The sequence below is a fragment of the Leucobacter tardus genome, assembly GCF_017583045.1.
GTDB classification, from domain to species: domain Bacteria; phylum Actinomycetota; class Actinomycetes; order Actinomycetales; family Microbacteriaceae; genus Leucobacter; species Leucobacter tardus.
This window is the reverse complement of sequence record NZ_JAGFBF010000005.1, coordinates 519530-537352: the sequence shown is the minus strand read 5'-3', so window position 1 is coordinate 537352 and position 17823 is coordinate 519530. Positions and strand designations below refer to the sequence as shown.

14 protein-coding genes are annotated in these 17823 nt (G+C 69.5%); 7 read left to right on the top strand and 7 right to left on the bottom strand.

All coding sequences use genetic code 11. The features are described 5' to 3' along the window. The first annotated feature begins 2 nt into the window (after positions 1–2). Entirely contained in the window at positions 3–1451 is a 1449-nt protein-coding gene (locus J4H85_RS09505) for an aldehyde dehydrogenase family protein (protein WP_208239059.1), read from the top strand. Here J4H85_RS09505 and J4H85_RS09500 read toward each other — a convergent pair. Further along, positions 1448–2371: a LysR substrate-binding domain-containing protein gene (locus J4H85_RS09500; protein ID WP_208239057.1), complete on the bottom strand. Its 924-nt coding sequence runs from the start codon at positions 2369–2371 to the stop codon at positions 1448–1450. The genes J4H85_RS09505 and J4H85_RS09500 overlap by 4 nt on opposite strands. 112 nt (positions 2372–2483) lie before the next feature. On the opposite strand from J4H85_RS09500, the gene J4H85_RS09495 reads away from it, so the two are divergent. Next, positions 2484–5450 carry a cytochrome P450 gene (locus tag J4H85_RS09495; RefSeq protein WP_208239055.1) on the top strand — a complete coding sequence of 989 codons (2967 nt, stop codon included), beginning with the start codon at positions 2484–2486 and terminating at the stop codon, positions 5448–5450. Here J4H85_RS09495 and J4H85_RS09490 read toward each other — a convergent pair. The 5 genes from J4H85_RS09490 to J4H85_RS09470 all read right to left on the bottom strand — a co-directional run bounded on the left by J4H85_RS09490 (position 5433) and on the right by J4H85_RS09470 (position 10370). After that, positions 5433–5918, bottom strand: a complete 486-nt coding sequence (locus J4H85_RS09490) for a SixA phosphatase family protein (RefSeq protein WP_208239048.1) — start codon at positions 5916–5918, stop codon at positions 5433–5435. The two genes, J4H85_RS09495 and J4H85_RS09490, sit on opposite strands and share 18 nt — an antisense overlap. 33 nt (positions 5919–5951) lie before the next feature. Continuing rightward, complete coding sequence (locus J4H85_RS09485; RefSeq protein ID WP_208239046.1) at positions 5952–6596, bottom strand: hypothetical protein; 645 nt, start codon at positions 6594–6596, stop codon at positions 5952–5954. Between the two features lie 66 nt (positions 6597–6662). Further along, on the bottom strand, positions 6663–7586 hold the full coding sequence (locus J4H85_RS09480; protein ID WP_208239044.1) for a DUF4031 domain-containing protein: 924 nt from the start codon (positions 7584–7586) through the stop codon (positions 6663–6665). Further along, a complete protein-coding gene (locus tag J4H85_RS09475; protein ID WP_208239042.1) occupies positions 7586–8284 on the bottom strand; it encodes an SDR family oxidoreductase in 699 nt (232 codons plus the stop codon). Before J4H85_RS09475 ends, J4H85_RS09480 begins: the two co-directional genes overlap by 1 nt. Then, on the bottom strand, positions 8277–10370 hold the full coding sequence (locus tag J4H85_RS09470) for an FAD/NAD(P)-binding protein (RefSeq protein ID WP_208239040.1): 2094 nt from the start codon (positions 10368–10370) through the stop codon (positions 8277–8279). The genes J4H85_RS09475 and J4H85_RS09470 overlap by 8 nt, the downstream gene beginning before the upstream one ends. Before the next feature lie 181 nt (positions 10371–10551). Between J4H85_RS09470 and J4H85_RS09465 the strand changes: the two genes are divergently transcribed. Genes J4H85_RS09465 through J4H85_RS09445 form a run of 5 tightly spaced genes read left to right on the top strand, consistent with a single transcriptional unit; the run spans position 10552 to position 17217 of the window. After that, positions 10552–12183 (top strand): TIGR04028 family ABC transporter substrate-binding protein, encoded by a 1632-nt coding sequence (locus J4H85_RS09465; protein ID WP_208239037.1) that lies wholly within the window; start codon positions 10552–10554, stop codon positions 12181–12183. Next, the gene (locus J4H85_RS09460; RefSeq protein ID WP_208239036.1) at positions 12180–13235 is read left to right on the top strand and encodes an ABC transporter permease; all 1056 of its coding nucleotides are present in this window, start codon (positions 12180–12182) and stop codon (positions 13233–13235) included. The genes J4H85_RS09465 and J4H85_RS09460 overlap by 4 nt, the downstream gene beginning before the upstream one ends. Then, positions 13232–14116 (top strand): ABC transporter permease, encoded by an 885-nt coding sequence (locus tag J4H85_RS09455; RefSeq protein WP_208239034.1) that lies wholly within the window; start codon positions 13232–13234, stop codon positions 14114–14116. The genes J4H85_RS09460 and J4H85_RS09455 overlap by 4 nt, the downstream gene beginning before the upstream one ends. Beyond that, a complete protein-coding gene (locus J4H85_RS09450; RefSeq protein WP_208239033.1) occupies positions 14113–15804 on the top strand; it encodes a dipeptide ABC transporter ATP-binding protein in 1692 nt (563 codons plus the stop codon). The genes J4H85_RS09455 and J4H85_RS09450 overlap by 4 nt, the downstream gene beginning before the upstream one ends. Positions 15805–15849: 45 nt before the next feature. Next, positions 15850–17217, top strand: a complete 1368-nt coding sequence (locus tag J4H85_RS09445; RefSeq protein WP_208239032.1) for an alkylhydroperoxidase domain protein — start codon at positions 15850–15852, stop codon at positions 17215–17217. Positions 17218–17232: 15 nt separating this feature from the next. Here the strand turns inward: J4H85_RS09445 and J4H85_RS09440 are convergent, their stop codons facing one another. Beyond that, the gene (locus J4H85_RS09440; RefSeq protein ID WP_208239031.1) at positions 17233–17787 is read right to left on the bottom strand and encodes a dihydrofolate reductase family protein; all 555 of its coding nucleotides are present in this window, start codon (positions 17785–17787) and stop codon (positions 17233–17235) included. Between the last annotated feature and the right edge of the window lie 36 nt (positions 17788–17823).

Below are 17823 nucleotides of genomic sequence, written 5' to 3'. Positions count from 1 at the left end.
TCATGACGAACACAGAATCACCGACCACAGCAGCACCCACCGCGGCGCCATCGAGCAGCCCACTGCTCGACGCCATCACCGTCGACCCCGAACAGGGCCGGGCGATCCCGGACGCCGCGACCGGTGAGACGATCGGGTACGCCCCGGTCCACACGATCGTCGATCTCGACGCGGCGGTCGACGCCGCTCGTGCGGCGCAGACCGGCTGGGCCGCGCTCGGCCACGAGGAGCGCTCGCGCATCCTCCACCTCGCCGCAGACGAGATCGACGCCCACGCCGAGGAGCTCGCCCGCATCATCGCGAGCGAGCAGGGCAAACCCCTGAACGGCGCGGGGGCGCGCTTCGAAGCCGCCGGGTGCGCCGTGTGGGTGCGGAACGCCGCAGACACCATCATCGAACCCGAGCTGCTGTTCGAGGCCGAGGGCACCCGGTCCGAGCTCCACTACGTGCCGCTCGGCGTGGTCGCCGCAATCGGTCCGTGGAACTGGCCGGCACTCATCGGCATCTGGCAGATCGCACCGTCCCTGCGCATGGGGAACGCGGTGGTCGTGAAGCCGAGCAGCTCGACGCCGCTGAGTGTGCTCGCGGTCGTCGAGCTCATGAACCGTCATCTCCCGGACGGCGTGTTGACCGTCGTGTCGGGCAACCGAGAGGTCGGTGCGCGGATCGCCGGGCACCCCCGCATCGACAAGGTCATGTTCACCGGCTCCACCGAGACGGGGCGCGAGATCGTGCGGAGCTCCGCCGACAACCTCGCGCGCCTGACTCTGGAGCTCGGCGGCAACGACCCGGGCATCGTACTCCCCGGCGCGAACGCTTCGGAGATCGGCGAAGCGCTCTTCTGGGGCATCTTCATCAACACCGGGCAGACCTGCGCCGCCCTGAAGCGGCTCTACGTCCACGAGTCGGTCCACGACGAGGTGGTGGCCGCGCTGGCTTCTCTGGCCGAGTCGATCCCGATGGGGCCCGGTGCTGATGAGGAGAACCTGCTCGGCCCGCTGACGACCCCGCAGCAGTTCGACATCGTCAGCCGGCTCGTCGACGATGCGCGGCAACGCGGCGCGACCGTCGTCACCGGCGGCGAGGCGGCGCCCGAGCTCGGACCGCGCTTCTACCGCACCACCATCGTGACCGACATCAGCGACGGCGCCGACCTCGTCGAGCAGGAGCAGTTCGGCCCCGTCATCCCGGTGATCCGCTACACCGATCTCGACGACGCGGTGGCACGCGCGAACGCATCCGCCCAGGGGCTCGGCGCGTCGGTGTGGGGCGATCCCGCCGAAGCCCGTCGTGTCGCCGACCGCTTGGAGGCCGGCACCGTCTGGATCAACCAGCACGGCACGCTCAACCCCATGGTGCCGTTCGGGGGAGTCAAGGCGTCGGGGTACGGCCTCGAGTTCGGCGCGCACGGCCTGAAGTCGGTGGCGGCGCCGAAGGTGATCACGGTCTAAGCCGCGCCCCAGTCCAGTCCTCGCGCGAACCCGATGAGTGCTCGGGTGCGTGCGGGGACCGGGCGGTTCGGAGCCCAGATCATATCGATCGCCACCGGTGCGACCGGGGGATCGATGGGCTTCACGACGAGCGGAAGGCCTTCGTAACTGCGCGGGTTCGTCACCCGCGAGACGAGGATCCCGTAGCCGAGCCCGCGGGCGACGAGCGTGCGGACCACTTCGTAGCTCGAGGTACGGTGTCGCACGCGTGGAGTGAGCCCCTGCGCGTCGAACACCGAGAGGGTGTGCTCGCTCGACGGGGGAGCGTCGAGGAGGATGAGATCGTCGTCGACAAGGTCTGTCAGCCGCACCGTGTCGCGGTCGGCGAGCGCGTGGTCGGCGGCCAGTACCACGTGCGCGGGAAACGCAGCCAGCTGCACCCGCTCGGTCTCGGCCGGCACGAGCATGTCGTAGACGAATGCGACGTCGACTCGTCCGGCGGCGATGTCCTCGGCGAGCTGGTCCTGCGTCGCCTCTCGGATCGTGAGATCGACCTGCGGGTGCTGGGCACCGAACTCGCGGAGGAGGCGCGGCAGCACGATCGGCGCGAGGGTCGGGTAGCAGCCGATCACGATCGGCCCCGAGAGCGTGTCGGTGCCGCCGACGGCACGAGTGAGTTCATCGGCTTCGGCGAGCACGCGCCTCGCGTGCGCCACGATGCGTTCGCCGCTCGGGGTCAGCGTGAGTCCGTGGGCGCGCCGGCGGATGCACAGCTGTTCCTGGATCGCCGACTCGAGTTCGGTGATCGCGTCGGAGAGTGCCGAGGAGGACACGTTGAGCCGGGTGGCGGCCCCCGTGATGGTCCCGACCTCGACAGCGGCGACGAGGTAGGCCAGCTGCTTCAGGGTGAATGCGGGAACGACCCGGGCGGCGATGCTCATCGTCCCATTATCCGGTATTTCCGATGAAGTACTACGACTAATTCCGCTTTCGTAACTGTTCGCGCCGCTCCATACTCGAAGCAACACCGATGAAGTTGTGAGGACGACTACGATGAGTACCGAAGCACCGATCGCCGACTGGGTCACGATCCCCGATCTGTACCGGGATCCGTTCCCGATCTACGAGCGTCTCCGCGCCGAGGGAGGAGTGCACTGGGTGCCGAGCGTCAACCGGTATCTGGTGACTTCGTACGCCGCGGTGCACGCGACTGAGCTCGACCAAGTGGTCTACTCGGCCGACGAGGAGGACTCGCTGCAGATTCGGGCGATGGGTCACTCGATGCTTCGGCGCGATGACCCGGAGCACTACCTCGAGCGCAAGGCCTGGCAGCCCGCGCTGCGCCCCGGGGCCGTGCAGCGCGTCTGGAAGGCGAAGTTCCAGCGCAACGCCGAGCGGTATCTTGATGAGCTCATCGTGAAGGGCCCCGGAGCCGACCTCGTCTGGGACTTCGCCGCCCCCTTCGCGGCGGAGAGCCTGCGCGAGCTCATCGGCCTCCACAACGCGACCCAGGAGGACCTGCAGCGGTGGTCGCAGACCATGATCGATGCGACCGGCAACTACGCCGATGATCCCGAGGTGTGGGCACTCGGCAAGCAATCGTTCGACGAGGTCGATGTCGCCCTCGACGAGATGCTCGCCTGGCACGCAGCCAACCCCAACGAGTCGCTGCTGTCGCAGCTGCTGCAGATTCCGGACTACCGGATGCCGTTGGAGCGGATCCGGGCCAACGTCAAGATGACGATCGGCGGCGGCCTCAACGAACCCAGGGACGCCCTGGGCGTTGCCGCGTGGGGCTTGCTCTCGCACCCGGAGCAGCGAGCGGCGGTCGAAACCGATCCGGCGCTCTGGAACGCGGCGTTCGACGAGACGATCCGCTGGGTCGCCCCCATCGGGCTGTACTCGCGCCAGGTGAAGCACGACACCGTACTTGCCGGCGTTCGGTTGCCCGCCGGTGCACGACTCGGCATCTGCATCCTGTCGGCGAACCGGGATGAGCAGGTGTGGGACGAGCCGGATCGCTTCGATGTGCGCCGAGAAGCGAAACCGCACCTCGCGTTCGGCAAGGGCGTGCACGTGTGCCTGGGGGCCTGGGCGGCACGCGCCGAGGTCGCGGAGGTCGCGCTGCCGCTCCTGTTCTCGTCACTGGAGGGTCTCGCGCTCATCGATGAGGATCCGCCCGAGATCGGCGGCTGGGTGTTCCGCGGCATGACGAAGCTGCCGATCACGTGGACGGGGCGTCGCTCGACACCCATTGGAGAGCCGACAGGGCAGACGTCGCCTGCCCCACGCATCGCGGTGGTCGGGTCGGGGCCGTCCGGGTGCTTTTCAGCGCAAGCGCTCAAGCGCACGTTCCCCGAAGCGCCCATCGAAGTGTTCGACGAGCTTCCGACCCCCTACGGGCTGGTCCGCTACGGCGTCGCCGCCGACCACCAGGGCACCAAGGCGGTCGCCCGCCAGTTCGATCGGCTGTTCAGTGCTGAGGGCGTGCGATTCCGCGGCAATGTTCGCCTCGGAACGGACGTCACCCTGCGCGAACTGGAAGACGCGTACGACGTCGTCGTACTCGCGACCGGACTGCATGCCGACGCGCAGCTCCAGATTCCCGGTGCGGAACGGGGTCGTGTGCGAGGCGCGGGTGAGGTGACCCGCTTCCTGAACGGGTACCCGGACGCACCTGAGCCGGAACCACTCGGCGAGCGCGTCGTCGTCGTCGGGCACGGCAACGTCGCCATGGACCTCGCGCGCATCATCGCTCGCGACGCGGCCGGCTTCGTCGGATCAGATATCGATGACGCTGCGCACCACCGCTTCACCGAACGGGTGCGGACGATTCACTTGCTCGGTCGGAGTGCCCCGGCGGACGCGAAGTTCGATCCGGTGATGGTGCGTGAGCTCGCCGGGCTGTCGGGGGTGGCGCACCGCGTGCACGGCGCGGGCGCTCTCCCGGACGACGGCCGAGATGCCCGTATCGACGCCGTGCGGGCGTTGGCCGAGTCCGATCTCCCCGAGTCCCGCGTCACGATCCACTGGTGGTTCGGTGCGACACCCGCGGTGATCATGGGAACAGGCGCGGGCACCGACGCCGTCACAGCGGTCGAGGTGCGCGGCGCTGACGGTGAGGAGCTGCTCCCGGCCGACGACGTCATCACCGCGATCGGCTTCGCGGGTGACGTCGACGCCGCGCGCGAACTGCAGCCGGGGGCGCACCCTGATGGGAGGATCGCGGCGGGGCTGTACACGGCGGGCTGGTTGCGACGCGGCCCGCGCGGGACCATCCCCGATCAGCGCACCGATGCCAGGGAACTCGCGCAGAAGGTCGTCGCCGACCTGCGGTCGGGTGCGGTCACGACGACGGCTCCGGGACTGCCGGCGCTCGAAACCGAGATCGACTTCGAGGGGTGGCGGCGCATCGACCTGCGCGAACGCCTGACGGCGGCCCCCGGTCGTGAGCGGTCGAAGCTCCGGAGCCGCGCGGCGCAGTTGGAGGCCGCCGCGGACGCAACCCTGGAGCTGCCGCCGCTGCCCAGCGCCGACGGCGAGGCGCTCGACCCCGGCATCGGCACGACTGTGCTGTTCGGCACCGAGTCGGGCGGAGCGGAACTCGTTGCGGAAGATCTGCGTCAGCTTTTCAGCGACGACACCGACGTCGAGGTGCGCGACCTCGGCGAGACGGGCATCGATGACCTCGATCCTGACCGCCTGTACCTCCTCGTATGCGCAACCTACGGCGACGGGGAGGTGCCGACATCCGCCCGACCGTTCGTCGCGCAGCTGCTCGCGGAACGACCTGACCTGTCGGAACTCCGGTTCGCGGTGTTCGGCATGGGGGATCGGAGCTACGATCGCACCTATTCGCGTGGCAGTGAACTCATCACCGAGGCGCTGCGCGCGTGCGGCGCCCGTCAGATCGGGGAGTACGGGCGGCACGACGCGGGCGGCCCGATTCCCGCGACCGAAGCTGCTCGCGACTGGGCGACGGGGGTGTGCGCGGCGCTGCCGTCACCGGCCCGAGGCTGAACGGGGCGTGTCGAGGGACCACTCGTCGGCGGCCCGCCCGGAGGCGTCAGCCCAAGAACCGGCGCGCCAGGTGAAACGCGCGACGGCACAGGCCGGCATGTGGTCGATGGCGCCGCCTGAGCATCTGGAGGCGAGCTCGGAGAGTCCGGGATCGTGCGCCACGACCATCACGGACTCGGCCCCACAGGCGGCCGCGGTCGCCATCAGCGTCTCAGCCGTCGCAAGATACAGGTCGGGATCGAGTTCCGGCGCGAGGCCGAGCGTTTCGCCGAAGATCTCGGCGGTGGTGCGGGCGCGTACGGCGGTGCTCGACAGGAGCCGCTCGATCCCGACGCCCGACCCGGCGAGGCGCGCGGCCATGCGGGGCGCATCGCCGCGCCCCCGGTCGTTCAGTGTGCGCTCGTGATCGGCCAGACCGGGGTCGCCCCAGTCCGACTTGCCGTGACGCACCAGTACCAGCTCTGGCATGGTCTGCTCCTTCGAGTCTCGAACGGTGCCACGCTACTCGGTCAACTCGGGGCGGAGGTCACGCAGCTGAGCGACCGCTTCCCGGCCCGGAACGTCGTTGAGTGAGACGGCCCAGGCATCGCCGATGAATGCTTGCCAGAGTCGCGAGTCTCCGAGCGGCATGGATCCCTGCGGGGGGACGCCGAAGGCGATCATGTCCTCGTCCGGAAGTTCGTTGAACACGGAATCACGGAGTTCCGCGATCAGCTGATCACGTGACTCGCTCGGCAGGACGCCGATGAACACCGAACCGAACTCCGATCCATCAGACTTCAGCGTGGTGCACCACCGGTGGCTCTCCGTGTCGTCGAACGTTGCCACGGTGACCGGGCCGAATTCGGAGACGAAGCGCTCGCGGACATCCTCGGGCGATTCGACGGCGGACCAGTCCTCACCGAGGTACTCGGCGGCGAATTCAGGTCCGATGAGCTCCTCGCAGGCGGGGATCGAGCGATCAGGGGACTCGGTCACATCCGACGCGTCGGTCGGCGTGGGCGTGGGTGAGCTCGCAGGTTCCTCGACCGTGGGGTCGGGTGTCGGCGATGCCGCGGGCTCGGGTTCCGGGGCGCACCCGGAGAGGAGCGCGGCGATGATTGCCGCGCTGAACATGAGTCCGATGGTGCCCGTGCGTGTCTCCATCTCAGAAACGTATCGGACGCGAAACGGGGCACGCCCGGCGAGATTTGAGTCGAGAGGGGATCGTGATCAGAGGGTGCGTGCGAGTTCCTCGACCTCAGTGCGCAGGTTGACCCGCGCCCGCGCCTCCCACAGCTGCTGCGCAGCGGGGCTCCGGTAGATGTTCGGCTCGGCGAGATACTGGGTCAGGATGGCCCGGCGTCCACTCGCGAAGGCGGCGTCGGCGACGTGCGCGTACTCCTGCCGCACCGCCGTCGTGTATGCCACATAGCGCTCCGACGAGGCGGCGAAGATCGACAGGTCGGCGTCGAGCAGATGGATGAGGGACGGAACGGGTGCCGTCACCTCGTGACCCGGTGTCGTGGCGACGATGTGCTCTGCCACCGCGGTGACGAGGTCTGCCGGCGCGGCGACCGCGGTGAGTGCCCGGGTCGCGAATGCTGCCGACTCCTGCTCATCGGCGGCGGTGCCCCGGTAGACGGCGTCGTGGAACCAGGCCGCGAGCAGCGTGATCGGGGAGATCCGTTCCCCGCGCACGCCGAGGTGGTTGAGCGCGAGCAGCACGTCTTCGAGGTGCCGCTCGTCGTGATAGGCGCGATGCACCTCGTTCCAGCGCTCGATGAGGTCATCCCCGAGCGCGATCCACGCCGCACTCGCGAGTCCGAGGTCCGCGCCGAGATCGGCCCACGCGTCGCGCAGGTACGCGCGGCGCCGCACGGGTGCGAGCTTTGGCTTATCGACTTGGCGCACCCGCAGACCCGAGTCGCGCAGCCGATGCACGACCTCTTTCGCGGTGACCGCCTGAGCGCCGAGCGCGATCGCATCGTCGTAGCGCGCAGCGGGAACGTCGTAGTGGTCGAGGTCGAAGCTGCGGCGGGGCACCGCGAGACGCGCGGCGAACGCGTGCAGTTCGGCGTAGTCGCGGTCGGAGACGAGGTGGCTCCAGAGCGTGCCGTGCGCGGGCCACGCGGGCGGGTCGATGAGGATCGCCATCAGATTCGAGCGATCTCCTGCCGCGGCCGCACGGCGACATCGGTGAGGTGCACGTCGGCAGGGGCGTCGATCACGAAGCGGACGGTCGCCGCCACCGACGCGGGCTGGATGTAGCGCTCCGGCTGGTACTGATCCTCGGGAATCATGCTGCGGAGCATGTCGGTGTCGGTCTGGCCCGGTGCGACGGTCGCCACGCGCACGCGGTGCGGCTCCTCGTCGATGCGCAGCACGTCGGCGACGGCTCTCAGCGCGTGCTTCGAGGCGGCGTAGACGACGCTTCCCGGCACGGGTCGCGTTCCCGCACCCGAACCGATGAAGACGACGGTCCCAACGGAGGCGCGGAGGAGGGGCAGTGCGTGCCGGGTCAGCACCGAGGGTGCCGTGACGTTCACGGCGAGGGTGCGGTTCCAGTCGTCCGCACTCGCCTCGGCGACGGAGCGCTTCGGTGCGACCGCCGCGGCGTGCACCAGCACGTCGAGCCGATGCAGGGCCCCGATGCGCGTGCCGATCTCGGCCTCGTCGGTGCTCACGTCGAGCTGCCAGGTCTCCGCGCCGGTCTCCTGCGCGACAGCGTCGAGACGCTCCGCGTTCCGACCCAGGGCGATCACGCGGTGCGTGCGCGCGAGGTCGCGCGCGATCTCGCGGCCCATACCGCTGGAGGCTCCGGTCACGAGTGCGACGGGTCGGGCGTCAGGCATGGAGGGCTCCTTCGAGATCGTTCGGAGCCGGCGCACCGGCATCCTCGTGTGCGGCCGCGGCGATGCGCAGCGCACTCCGCGCGACGCGATCGGTCTCGCGGAGCATCGGCGGGTCGGTGCCGGGCATCGGGCTGATGATCATGCCGTGCAGTTGCTCGTCGATCGGGATCCCGGCGACGTGGATCGCCGCGTCCCGATCGCCGTCCGCCCCGATGAGTAGACCCGTCTCCGGGTCGATGGCGAAGCCGCCGGTCGGGATCACGGCATCGCTCTCGCGCATCGCCACAGTGAAGACCCGAGCCCGGCCCGACGCGAGCAGGCCAGCGGCGAGCGAGTCGGCCGTCTCCGACAGGTCGTGGAAGTGCATCCACGCGTCGATGAGCACGCGAGTGTGCAGCGCCGAACCCGAAACCGCGAGCGACTCCGCGCGGAAGCCGGACTCGTCGACCTCGACCTGCGCGCGCGGTCCGATGAAGTGCACGAGTCCGGCGTCGACGAGCGCGAGCAGCTGCCGATTGCGGAACGCGGGCGGGCCCGATCCGGCCATGCCGCCCACCGACATGAGCGTGGCGAACCCGGTGCGCCGCGACTCGGCGTCGAACCCGCCGTTCGCGCCGATGGCCCCGGCGGCGCCGCGTGCCGCGCTGATCGACCAGAGGCCGGCTTTCACGGCGCTGTCCCAGCCGAGTTCGGCCTCACGCAGGTCGGCGGCGGTGCGCGCCGCGACCCAGGCGTCGAATGCGGCGGGCGAGTCGAATTCCTCGTGCACGGGCTGCATCTCGCCCGGCAAACCGAAACGATCGGCGGGATCCGCGAGATACACCGCGACGGCGTCCTCGATGCGCATCGCGGTGGCCGCGAGGTCGTTGCCCGCGCGGAGGCGCTCGCCAGCGTCCTCAGTTCCCAGCAGCTCGGCGAGCGCCTGCTCGATCGCGGTGCGCACCTCGTCGAGGGCTACGCCGTCGAACGCCTCGGGTCGGGTGCGGTGCAGCACGGTGGCGTGGTCGAGGTACGCATCGGCCACGATCCGCGGCCAGACCTCGCGGTTGAAGTCGATCGGACGCCGGCGTGCCGCCCAGTCCTCGCCGCGCAGGAAGCGCTGCTCGGGCGCGGGTGGGAGTGAGCCGTACAGCGTCTTGGCGCGGAACGGCACGCCGCGGTGCGATGTCGCGTGGAGCACCGGCTCGGCGCCCGAGGCGATGTAGCGCAGGCCGGAGGCGGCGTCCGGATCCGGAACGAACCGGCCGCCCCGCTCGATCGTGAGCAGCGACATCGTGTCGAAGAACCCCATGCCGAGGCCGCGGATGATGACGTGCTCACCCGCTCCTACCCCGGAGAGATCCTGGTCCACGGGACTTGCGGGCCGCACCCAGGTGAGCTCGGGACGGTCGACGATCGTCCGCGAGAAGACCGCCTCGATCGGTGTCTCGGTGCGGGGCATCCAGCCGGTGGCGAGGATCACGGTGTCGACGTCGACGTGACGCCCGTCGGCGAGGGCGATCCGTTCGCGCGTCCGGTCGGACCGGGCGTTCGTCCGCTCGATGCCGACCGCGCGCGTCCGGTGCCGGACGAGGTGCACGCCCGCGGGCAGGTGCGACACCGCCCGGTCGTAGCACCACGCGAGGTATTCGCCGTAGAGTGCGCGACTCGGGTGCGATTCCGGGCGCGTGGTCTCGAGCTCGGTGCGGTAGTCGGCGGCGAGACCGGCGCGCACCGGGAAGGCGTGGAACGCGTGCGCCCGCACCTCGGGAATCTCCGCGACGACAGCGGCCGACGCGGGGGAGGGGAAGGCGTCGTGCAGCGCGAGCAGGCTCCACTCGTACAGCGTGGGGCCCTCCACGACCGGGCCCGTCACCGTGCTCGACGGTTCCGTGAAGAGCGTCACGGCATCGGAGAGCGTGTTCATGCAGAGTTCGCGCGTCTGGTCGGTGCGCCAGATCGCACCCGCGCCGTCCGGGGCGTCGTCGACCACGTGGAGATCGAATGTCGCGTCCGCCGGGGCGTTGGCACCGATCCGCTCGATGAGTGACGCGCCGCGAGGTCCGGCGCCGATCAGCGCGATCGCGGGTCGAGGTGCAGCGAGCATCTCTCCGTTATAGGCCGAAGAGGAGGCAGGGGTGAAGTCTGAAGACTGAATGTGACGCTCCCGGTGAGGATGGGCGGGTGTGAAGCCGTATGACGCACAGGATTTCACAAAGCCTTATGCGAGGTATAAGAATATCCTGAGTGCATCTGGAACGCACGCAGCGCCTACCGAGGAGAACCCCATGAAGAAACGCCGGCTTGCCTGGATCGGTGCCATTGCGGCGACAGCGATCGCGCTCACCGGGTGCTCGGGGGGCGGCGGCTCGGAGGGTGACGGCGAGGACGGTACCCTGACCTACCTCGAGCCGCAGACCTGGATCACGCTGTACCCGCCGGCCGGCGGGTTCTACCCCAACGGCGGCGTGATCAACCAGATCACGGACCGGCTGCTCTACCAGAACCCGGAGACCCTCGAGCTCGAGCCCTGGATCGCCGAGGAGCTGCCCGAGGTGAACGAGGACGCGACGGAGTACACCTTCACGCTGCGCGAGGGCGTCACCTACTCCGACGGGACGCCGCTCGACGCGGAGAACGTCGTGAAGAACTTCGACCTGTTCGGTAAGGGCGATCCCGATCGCGCGCTGCCGGTGTCGGAGGCGATCAACAACTACGACCGCGGCGAGGTCATCGACGAGCGCACCGTGAAGTTCACCTTCAACGACTCGTCTCCGGGCTTCGCGCAGGCGGTCTCGACGATCAACTCCGGCCTCGTCTCGAACGACACCCTCGACCGCACGAGCGAGGAGTTCGGCCCGGGCAACGCCGCGGAGATCATCGGATCGGGACCGTTCGTGGTCGCCGATGAGGAGATCGGCAGCGAGCTCAACCTCACCACGCGCGAGGACTACGACTGGGCGCCGCCGACGCGCGAGCACCAGGGCGCGGCCCAGATCGACGGCGTCGACTTCATCGTCGCGGGTGAGGCGAGCGTGCGCGTCGGCACCGTGACCTCGGGTCAGGCCGACATCGCGCGGACGATCCCCGCCCCGGATGAAGGGCAATTCGACGCCGACGGCCTCGAGCTCGTCGCCGCGGCGACCAACGGTGTGAACAACGGCCTGAACCTCCGCTTCGGCCACCCGCTACTGCAGGACATCAAGGTGCGTCAGGCGATCATTGCCGGCGTCGACCGGCAGGAGATCATCGACACGCTGTTCACCGACAGCTACCCGCTCGCGACGGGCGTCCTCGCGAAGACCGCTCTCGGGTACACCGACACCTCGTCGGCGTACGCGTACGATCCCGACCGTGCCAACGAACTGCTCGATGATGCCGGTTGGGAGACGGGATCGGACGGCATCCGAGAGAAGGACGGCGAACGTCTCGTCCTCACCTTCAACGAGGCGCTGCCGCAGCCCCGCTCGAAGGAGGTCGTGACGCTCATCCAGGAGCAGCTGGCCGAGGTCGGCATCGGCGTGGAGATCTTCCCGGGCGACCAGGTGGCCCAGGATGAAGCGCAGCGCAGTCTCGACACGATCCAGGTGTTCCACTCCATGGTCGGTCGCGCCGACTTCGACGTGCTCAAGTCGCAGTACTTCTCGGGCAACCGCAACGCGCTCGTCAATCTGAACCCCGACACCGATGAGATCTTCGATCAGGAACTCGACGACCAGCTCGCCGAGATCGCCTCGGTGCCGACGACCGAGGAGCGCGAAGCGGCATCCGCCGCGGCGCAGCAGCGTCTCACGGATCAGGCGTACGTGCTTCCGCTCTTCGAGGAGCCCCAGGTGTTCGGACTGCGCAGCGAGGTGCAGGGCTTCATGACCGAGTCGATCGGTCGTCCGTCGTTCTACGAAGTCACCCTCGCGCAGTGAGTCCACTCGCCTTGTTGCGACGTGTGGGCCAGGCAGTCCTCGTACTGTTCCTGGCCTACACGGCTGCGTACATCCTGCTCGCGGCGCTGCCCGGCGACGCGATCTTGGCGCGGTACGGGGCGCCCGAACTGGGGCTCACGAACGAGCAGATCGCCGAGATCCGTGCGTCGTACGGGGTCGACCGCCCGCTCGTGCTCCGGTATCTCGACTCGATCTGGGCGTTCGTGCGCGGGGATTTCGGCTACTCCGTGCAGAGCGGTGCGAAGGTCTCCGATCTGCTCGCCGAGTCGCTGCCCTCGAGCCTCACGCTGGCGGCGGTGGCACTGGTCGGCTCGGTGTTCCTCGCCGTCGTGATCGCCTTCACCGCGAGCTACGGCAAGGGCGTGTGGCTGCGCCGACTGTTCCGCAACATCCCGCCGTTCTTCATCTCGCTCCCGGTGTTCTGGGTCGGCATCATGCTCATCCAGGTCATCTCGTTCCAGCTCGGGTTGATCCCCGTCATCGGTGCGAGTGAGGCCGAGTCGCTGGTTCTCCCGGCGCTCACGCTCATGGTGCCGATCGCGGCGCCGCTCGCGCAGGTCTTCCTGCGCAGCATCGACGAGGTGCGCGAGCAACCGTTCGTCGCGGTCGCCCGAGCCAGGGGAGCGAGCACCAGCTGGTTGCTCTGGCGCAACGTCGCGCCGAACGCGCTGCTGCCGGTGATGACGATGGCCGGCCTGCTCTTTGGCGAACTGATCGGCGGCGCGATCGTCACCGAGGCCGTGTTCGGTCGCACGGGCGTCGGCAACCTCACCGCCCAAGCGGTCGCGAACCGCGATACGCCGGTCCTGCTCGCGGTGGTCGTCATCGCGACGGTCATGTTCGTGACCATCAACCTCATCGTCGACCTGCTGTACCCGGTGCTCGACGCCCGCCTGCGTCAGCGCGGCGGCAGGGGATCCGGATCCGCGGTCCCCGTCATCGCCACCGCGGCGGAGGCGACGTCGCTGACCGAGCACGCTTCCGCCGACGGTGCGGACCACCGGACGAGTCCCGAGGAGGACCCCCGATGACCGCCGTCGATCTCACCCGAGAGCCGCGCGACGCGGGTGACCGTGGCGAATCGCGTCTGCTGCGCATCTGGCGCGCGGTGCGGCGGTCCGGCGTGCTCGTGCCGCTGCTGATCCTCGTCGTGGCGCTGCTCTGGGCGGTCGCCCCGGGCCTCTTCACCTCGATGAGCCCGACCGAGACCGTCGGTCCCGCACTGCAGGGTCCGAGCGGACAGTTCTGGTTCGGCACCGACGCGACGGGTCGCGATCTGTACGCTCGCGTGGTCTACGGGGCATCCGAGTCGATCTCGGCTGCGCTGCTCGCCGTGCTCGTCGGCCTGGTGTTCGGTTCGCTCATCGGCGTGATCGCCGGAGCGGTCGGCGGCGGTATCGACGAGGCACTCATGCGGTTCGTCGACGTGCTGCTCGCGATCCCGACGCTGCTGCTCTCCCTGAGCATCGTGATTCTGCTCGGCTTCGGCACCGCCAACGCGGCGATCGCCGTCGGAGTGACCTCGGTCGCGGTCTTCGCGCGTCTCTCGCGATCCCAGGTCGTGAGCGTGCGCGCCAGTGAGTACGTCGAGGCGGCGTACGGGTCGGGCGGGACGTTCTGGTCCGTGCTCGGCCGTCACGTGCTGCCGAACTCGCTCACACCGGTGATCGCCCTCGCGGCGCTGCAGCTCGGATCCGCGATCCTGCAGATCTCGACCCTCGGATTCCTCGGCTACGGTGCCCCGCCGCCCACGCCCGAGTGGGGGCTGCTCATCGCCGAGGGGCGCAATTACGTCGCGACCGCGTGGTGGCTGACGACGCTCCCCGGCCTGGTCGTGGTGTGCATCGTGCTCTCCACGAACCGCCTGAGCCAGGCCATCGGATCGGACACCCGCAACGGAGGCACGCGATGAACGCCGGCACCACCGGAGCATCCACGCCGCTCCTCAGCATCCGCGACCTCGCGGTCCAGTACCGCACGGGGCGCGGCCTCGTCGACGCCGTGCGCGGGGTGAGCTTCGACGTCGCACCGGGTGAAGTGACGGCGGTCGTCGGTGAATCGGGATCGGGCAAGACCACGATCGCGCAGTCCGCGATCGGCCTGCTCGCCGCGAACGGCGTCATCCCCCGGGGAAGCATCACCCTCAACGAGCGACGCCTTGGCACCACCGAGCTCGTCGGACTGCCCGAGCGTCGCTGGCGCGATCTCCGGGGACTCTGCATCGGCCTGATTCCTCAGGATCCGGGCAACTCGCTGAACCCCGTCCAGTCGGTCGGCAAGTCGATCAGCGAGTCCCTGCGCATCCACGGTCGTCCGAGCCGCGACGAGGTGCGCGATCGGGTGCATGCGCTGCTCGAGCAGGTCGGCATCGACAATCCGATCACGCGAGCGAAGCAGTACCCTCATGAGTTCTCGGGCGGCATGCGCCAGCGCGTGCTCATCGCGGCGGCCATCGCGAACAGTCCCGAGCTCATCATCGCCGACGAGCCCACGTCGGCGCTCGATGTAACGGTGCAGCGCACCGTGCTCGACCTGCTCGACCGTCTGCGGGAGGAGACGGGCACCAGCATCCTCTTCATCACCCACGACCTCGCGGTCGCCGCCGACCGTGCCGACTCGGTCGTGGTCATGCGCGACGGCGAGGTGCAGGAGAGCGGGCCGAGCGCCCGGGTGCTGGCGCGCCCCGAGTCGACCTACACCCGGCAGCTCATGCAGGACGCGCCGTCGTTCGCGCAGACGACGGTGCGAGACCGCGCGTCGAGCCGGACGCCCGAGTCTCCCGCCGCGTCTGCTCCTGCGCTCCCGGGTTCCGCGCCGCTGCTCGAGGTCCGTGGCCTGCGTCAGGAGTTCGGTCGCGGCTCCGATCCGTTCGTGGCGGTCGACGACGTCTCGTTCGTGGTGCCGCGCGGAACGACGCACGCGATCGTCGGGGAGTCGGGATCGGGCAAGACGACGACCGGACGCGCGATCGCCGGTTTCGCCCGTCCGACAGCGGGATCGATCCGGGTCGATGACCTCGAGGTGACCGGTCTGCGCGGTCGTCAGCTCCGCGAGTTCCGAGGGCAGACGCAGATGGTCTATCAGAACCCGTACGGTTCGCTCGACCCGCGCCAGACCTTGGGTCAGGCGCTCGCCGAGCCGCTCCGCAACTTCGGCATCGGGTCGCGGAGCGAGCGTTCGTCGCGCGTCGCCGAGGTGCTCGATCGCGTGGCCCTGCCGGTCGACTACGCGCACCGGCGTCCGCGCGAGCTGTCCGGCGGGCAGCGCCAGCGCATCGCGATCGCTCGTGCGCTGATCATCGAGCCCGAGCTCGTCGTCCTCGATGAGGCCGTCTCGGCGCTCGATGTGACGGTGCAGGCGCAGATCCTCCGCCTGCTCGCCGACCTGCAGTCCGAGCTCGGACTCACCTACGTGTTCATCTCGCACGATCTCGCGGTGGTGCGCCAGATCTCCGACACCGTGTCCGTGCTGCAGCGCGGCCAGCAGGTCGAGCACGGCGTGACCGAGCAGGTCTTCACCGCGGCCGCGCACCCGTACACGCAGCGACTCATCGACGCCATCCCCGGACGCTCACTGGCCTCGGGAAACTGGATCATCTGAGCGCTCGAGCCTCCGCACGAACCGTTCACCGACAAGGAGTACGACATGACCAGCACGGACGCCGCACCGGCCGGCACCACGACCGCCGACATCATCGACGCCCTGGCCGATATCAGCGGGGGTGATGCGCTCGATGCGGCACGTCGACGCCGTCATGATGCTCGTGAGCACGCTCAGGGATCGTTTGCCGCATTCTTCGTGCCCGACGATGTCACTCAGGTCTCGCTCGCCGAGCGCGCTGCCGTCGCGCTCTTCGTCGCGCGCTTGCACGAGCAGGAGGCGGCGATCGCCTTCTACGGGGCGCTGCTGCGCGAGACCGGACGCGATCTCGGAGCGGGCGCCGGCGAGGCGCTCGAGCCGTTCATCGTCGCTGAAGCGGCGCGCGCCTCGGGTCAGGGGCCGTTCGGCGCGTTCCGTGCCGAGAACGTGTCGGAGAGTACGACGGGGCCGGAGTACCGCGTGTCGTCGGTCGACGCCGCGTACGCGCTCGGCGACCGGCTCGCGGCTGCGCTCGAGCACGCGCACCTCCTGGTCCTGCATCCCCGTGACGGGAGTCGTGGAGCGCTGGGGACGCTCCTCGACGCCGGATGGAGCACGACCGGGGTCGTCACCATTTCCCAGCTCATCTCGTTCCTCACGTTCCAGTTGCGCGTCGTGCACGGCCTCGGTGCCGTACGCGGCTCGGTCGTCGCGCCGGGAGTGGCGCTGGAGCCGGGCCGCTCGGAGGCGCTGGCCGAGCTCGCCGGCTCAGTCGCGCGTGCCGCCGAAGCGCGGGTCGCCGCCGCCGGCGGATCCGTGACGACGCTTCCCGAGCACGCCACCGAAACACTGCCGGCCGCTCCGAGCGTGCATGAGCCGCCGCGGTTCACGCAGGATCAACTCGGCTGGAAGTCGTGGATCGAGCCCCTGCCCGCTGCGGATTTCACGGAGCGGCACTACGCAGCACTGGTCGAGCGCGACCGCGTGCACATGCCGTACTTCCGTCTGCTGGCCCGGGATCCCGAGGCGCTGCGCGAGCGCACGCTGACCGACCTCGACATCTTCCACAACCCCGATGCGGGCCTGCCGCGCGCTGAGCGCGAGCTCGCCGCAGCCGCGGCGTCGCGGTTCAACGGGTGCGTGTTCTGCGCGTCCGTGCACGCGCGCGCCGCAAGCGAGAACGGTCTTGCGTGGGACGACGTGCAACGCGTGCTCGACGAGGGGGTCTCGGCACGTGTCTCGACCCGACTCGACGCGGTCATCGACGCGACCGTCGCGCTGACGGCGACACCGATCCGGTTCGGTGCGGCGCACCTCGACGCGCTGCGCGATGCCGGGCTCGATGAACTGTCTCAGCTCGACGCGATCCAGGCCGGGTCATTCTTCAACTGGGCGAACCGGCTCATGCTGTCACTGGGGGAGCCGAGCGTCTAGGGCGCGTTCGCGCCCTCAGCGTCGCGGCACGTATCGGGTCGCGACCGCACCCGAGGTGAACGCGGTGCGGTCGGTGGGCTCGAGATCCAGTGGCTCGGGCAGGCCCGCGAACAGCGTCGGCCCGTGCCCGGCGAGGCGCGGGTGGACGATGAACTCGAACTCGTCGATGAGACCGGCAGCGGCGAGGAGCGTCGGCAGGGTGACGCCGCCCACGTAGATGCCGTTACCCGGTTCGGCTTTCAGTGCGCGGACCGCATTGATGATGTGGGACTCGTCGCCCGAGATGAGGCTGGCGTTCCAGTCGACACCGTCGAGCGTGTTCGAGACCACGTGCTTCCGCGCGCGATCGATGGTGCGTGCGAACGGTTGCGTCCAACCGGGCATCGTATCTGATGCGGGCGGGCGCCACGCGCGCTCCATCAACTGGTAGGTCACCCGGCCGAAGAGCAACGCGTCGGCGCGAGCGATCGTCGCCTCTGCGTGCTCGTGCATGTCGGTGTTTGGCTCGATCGCGGTGTGGTCGACGCACCCGTCCAGCGTCACGTTGATGGAGTACCTGAGGGGGCGCATGCGGGTATCGTAAGCCTGCGGCGCCGCCGTGGCCAG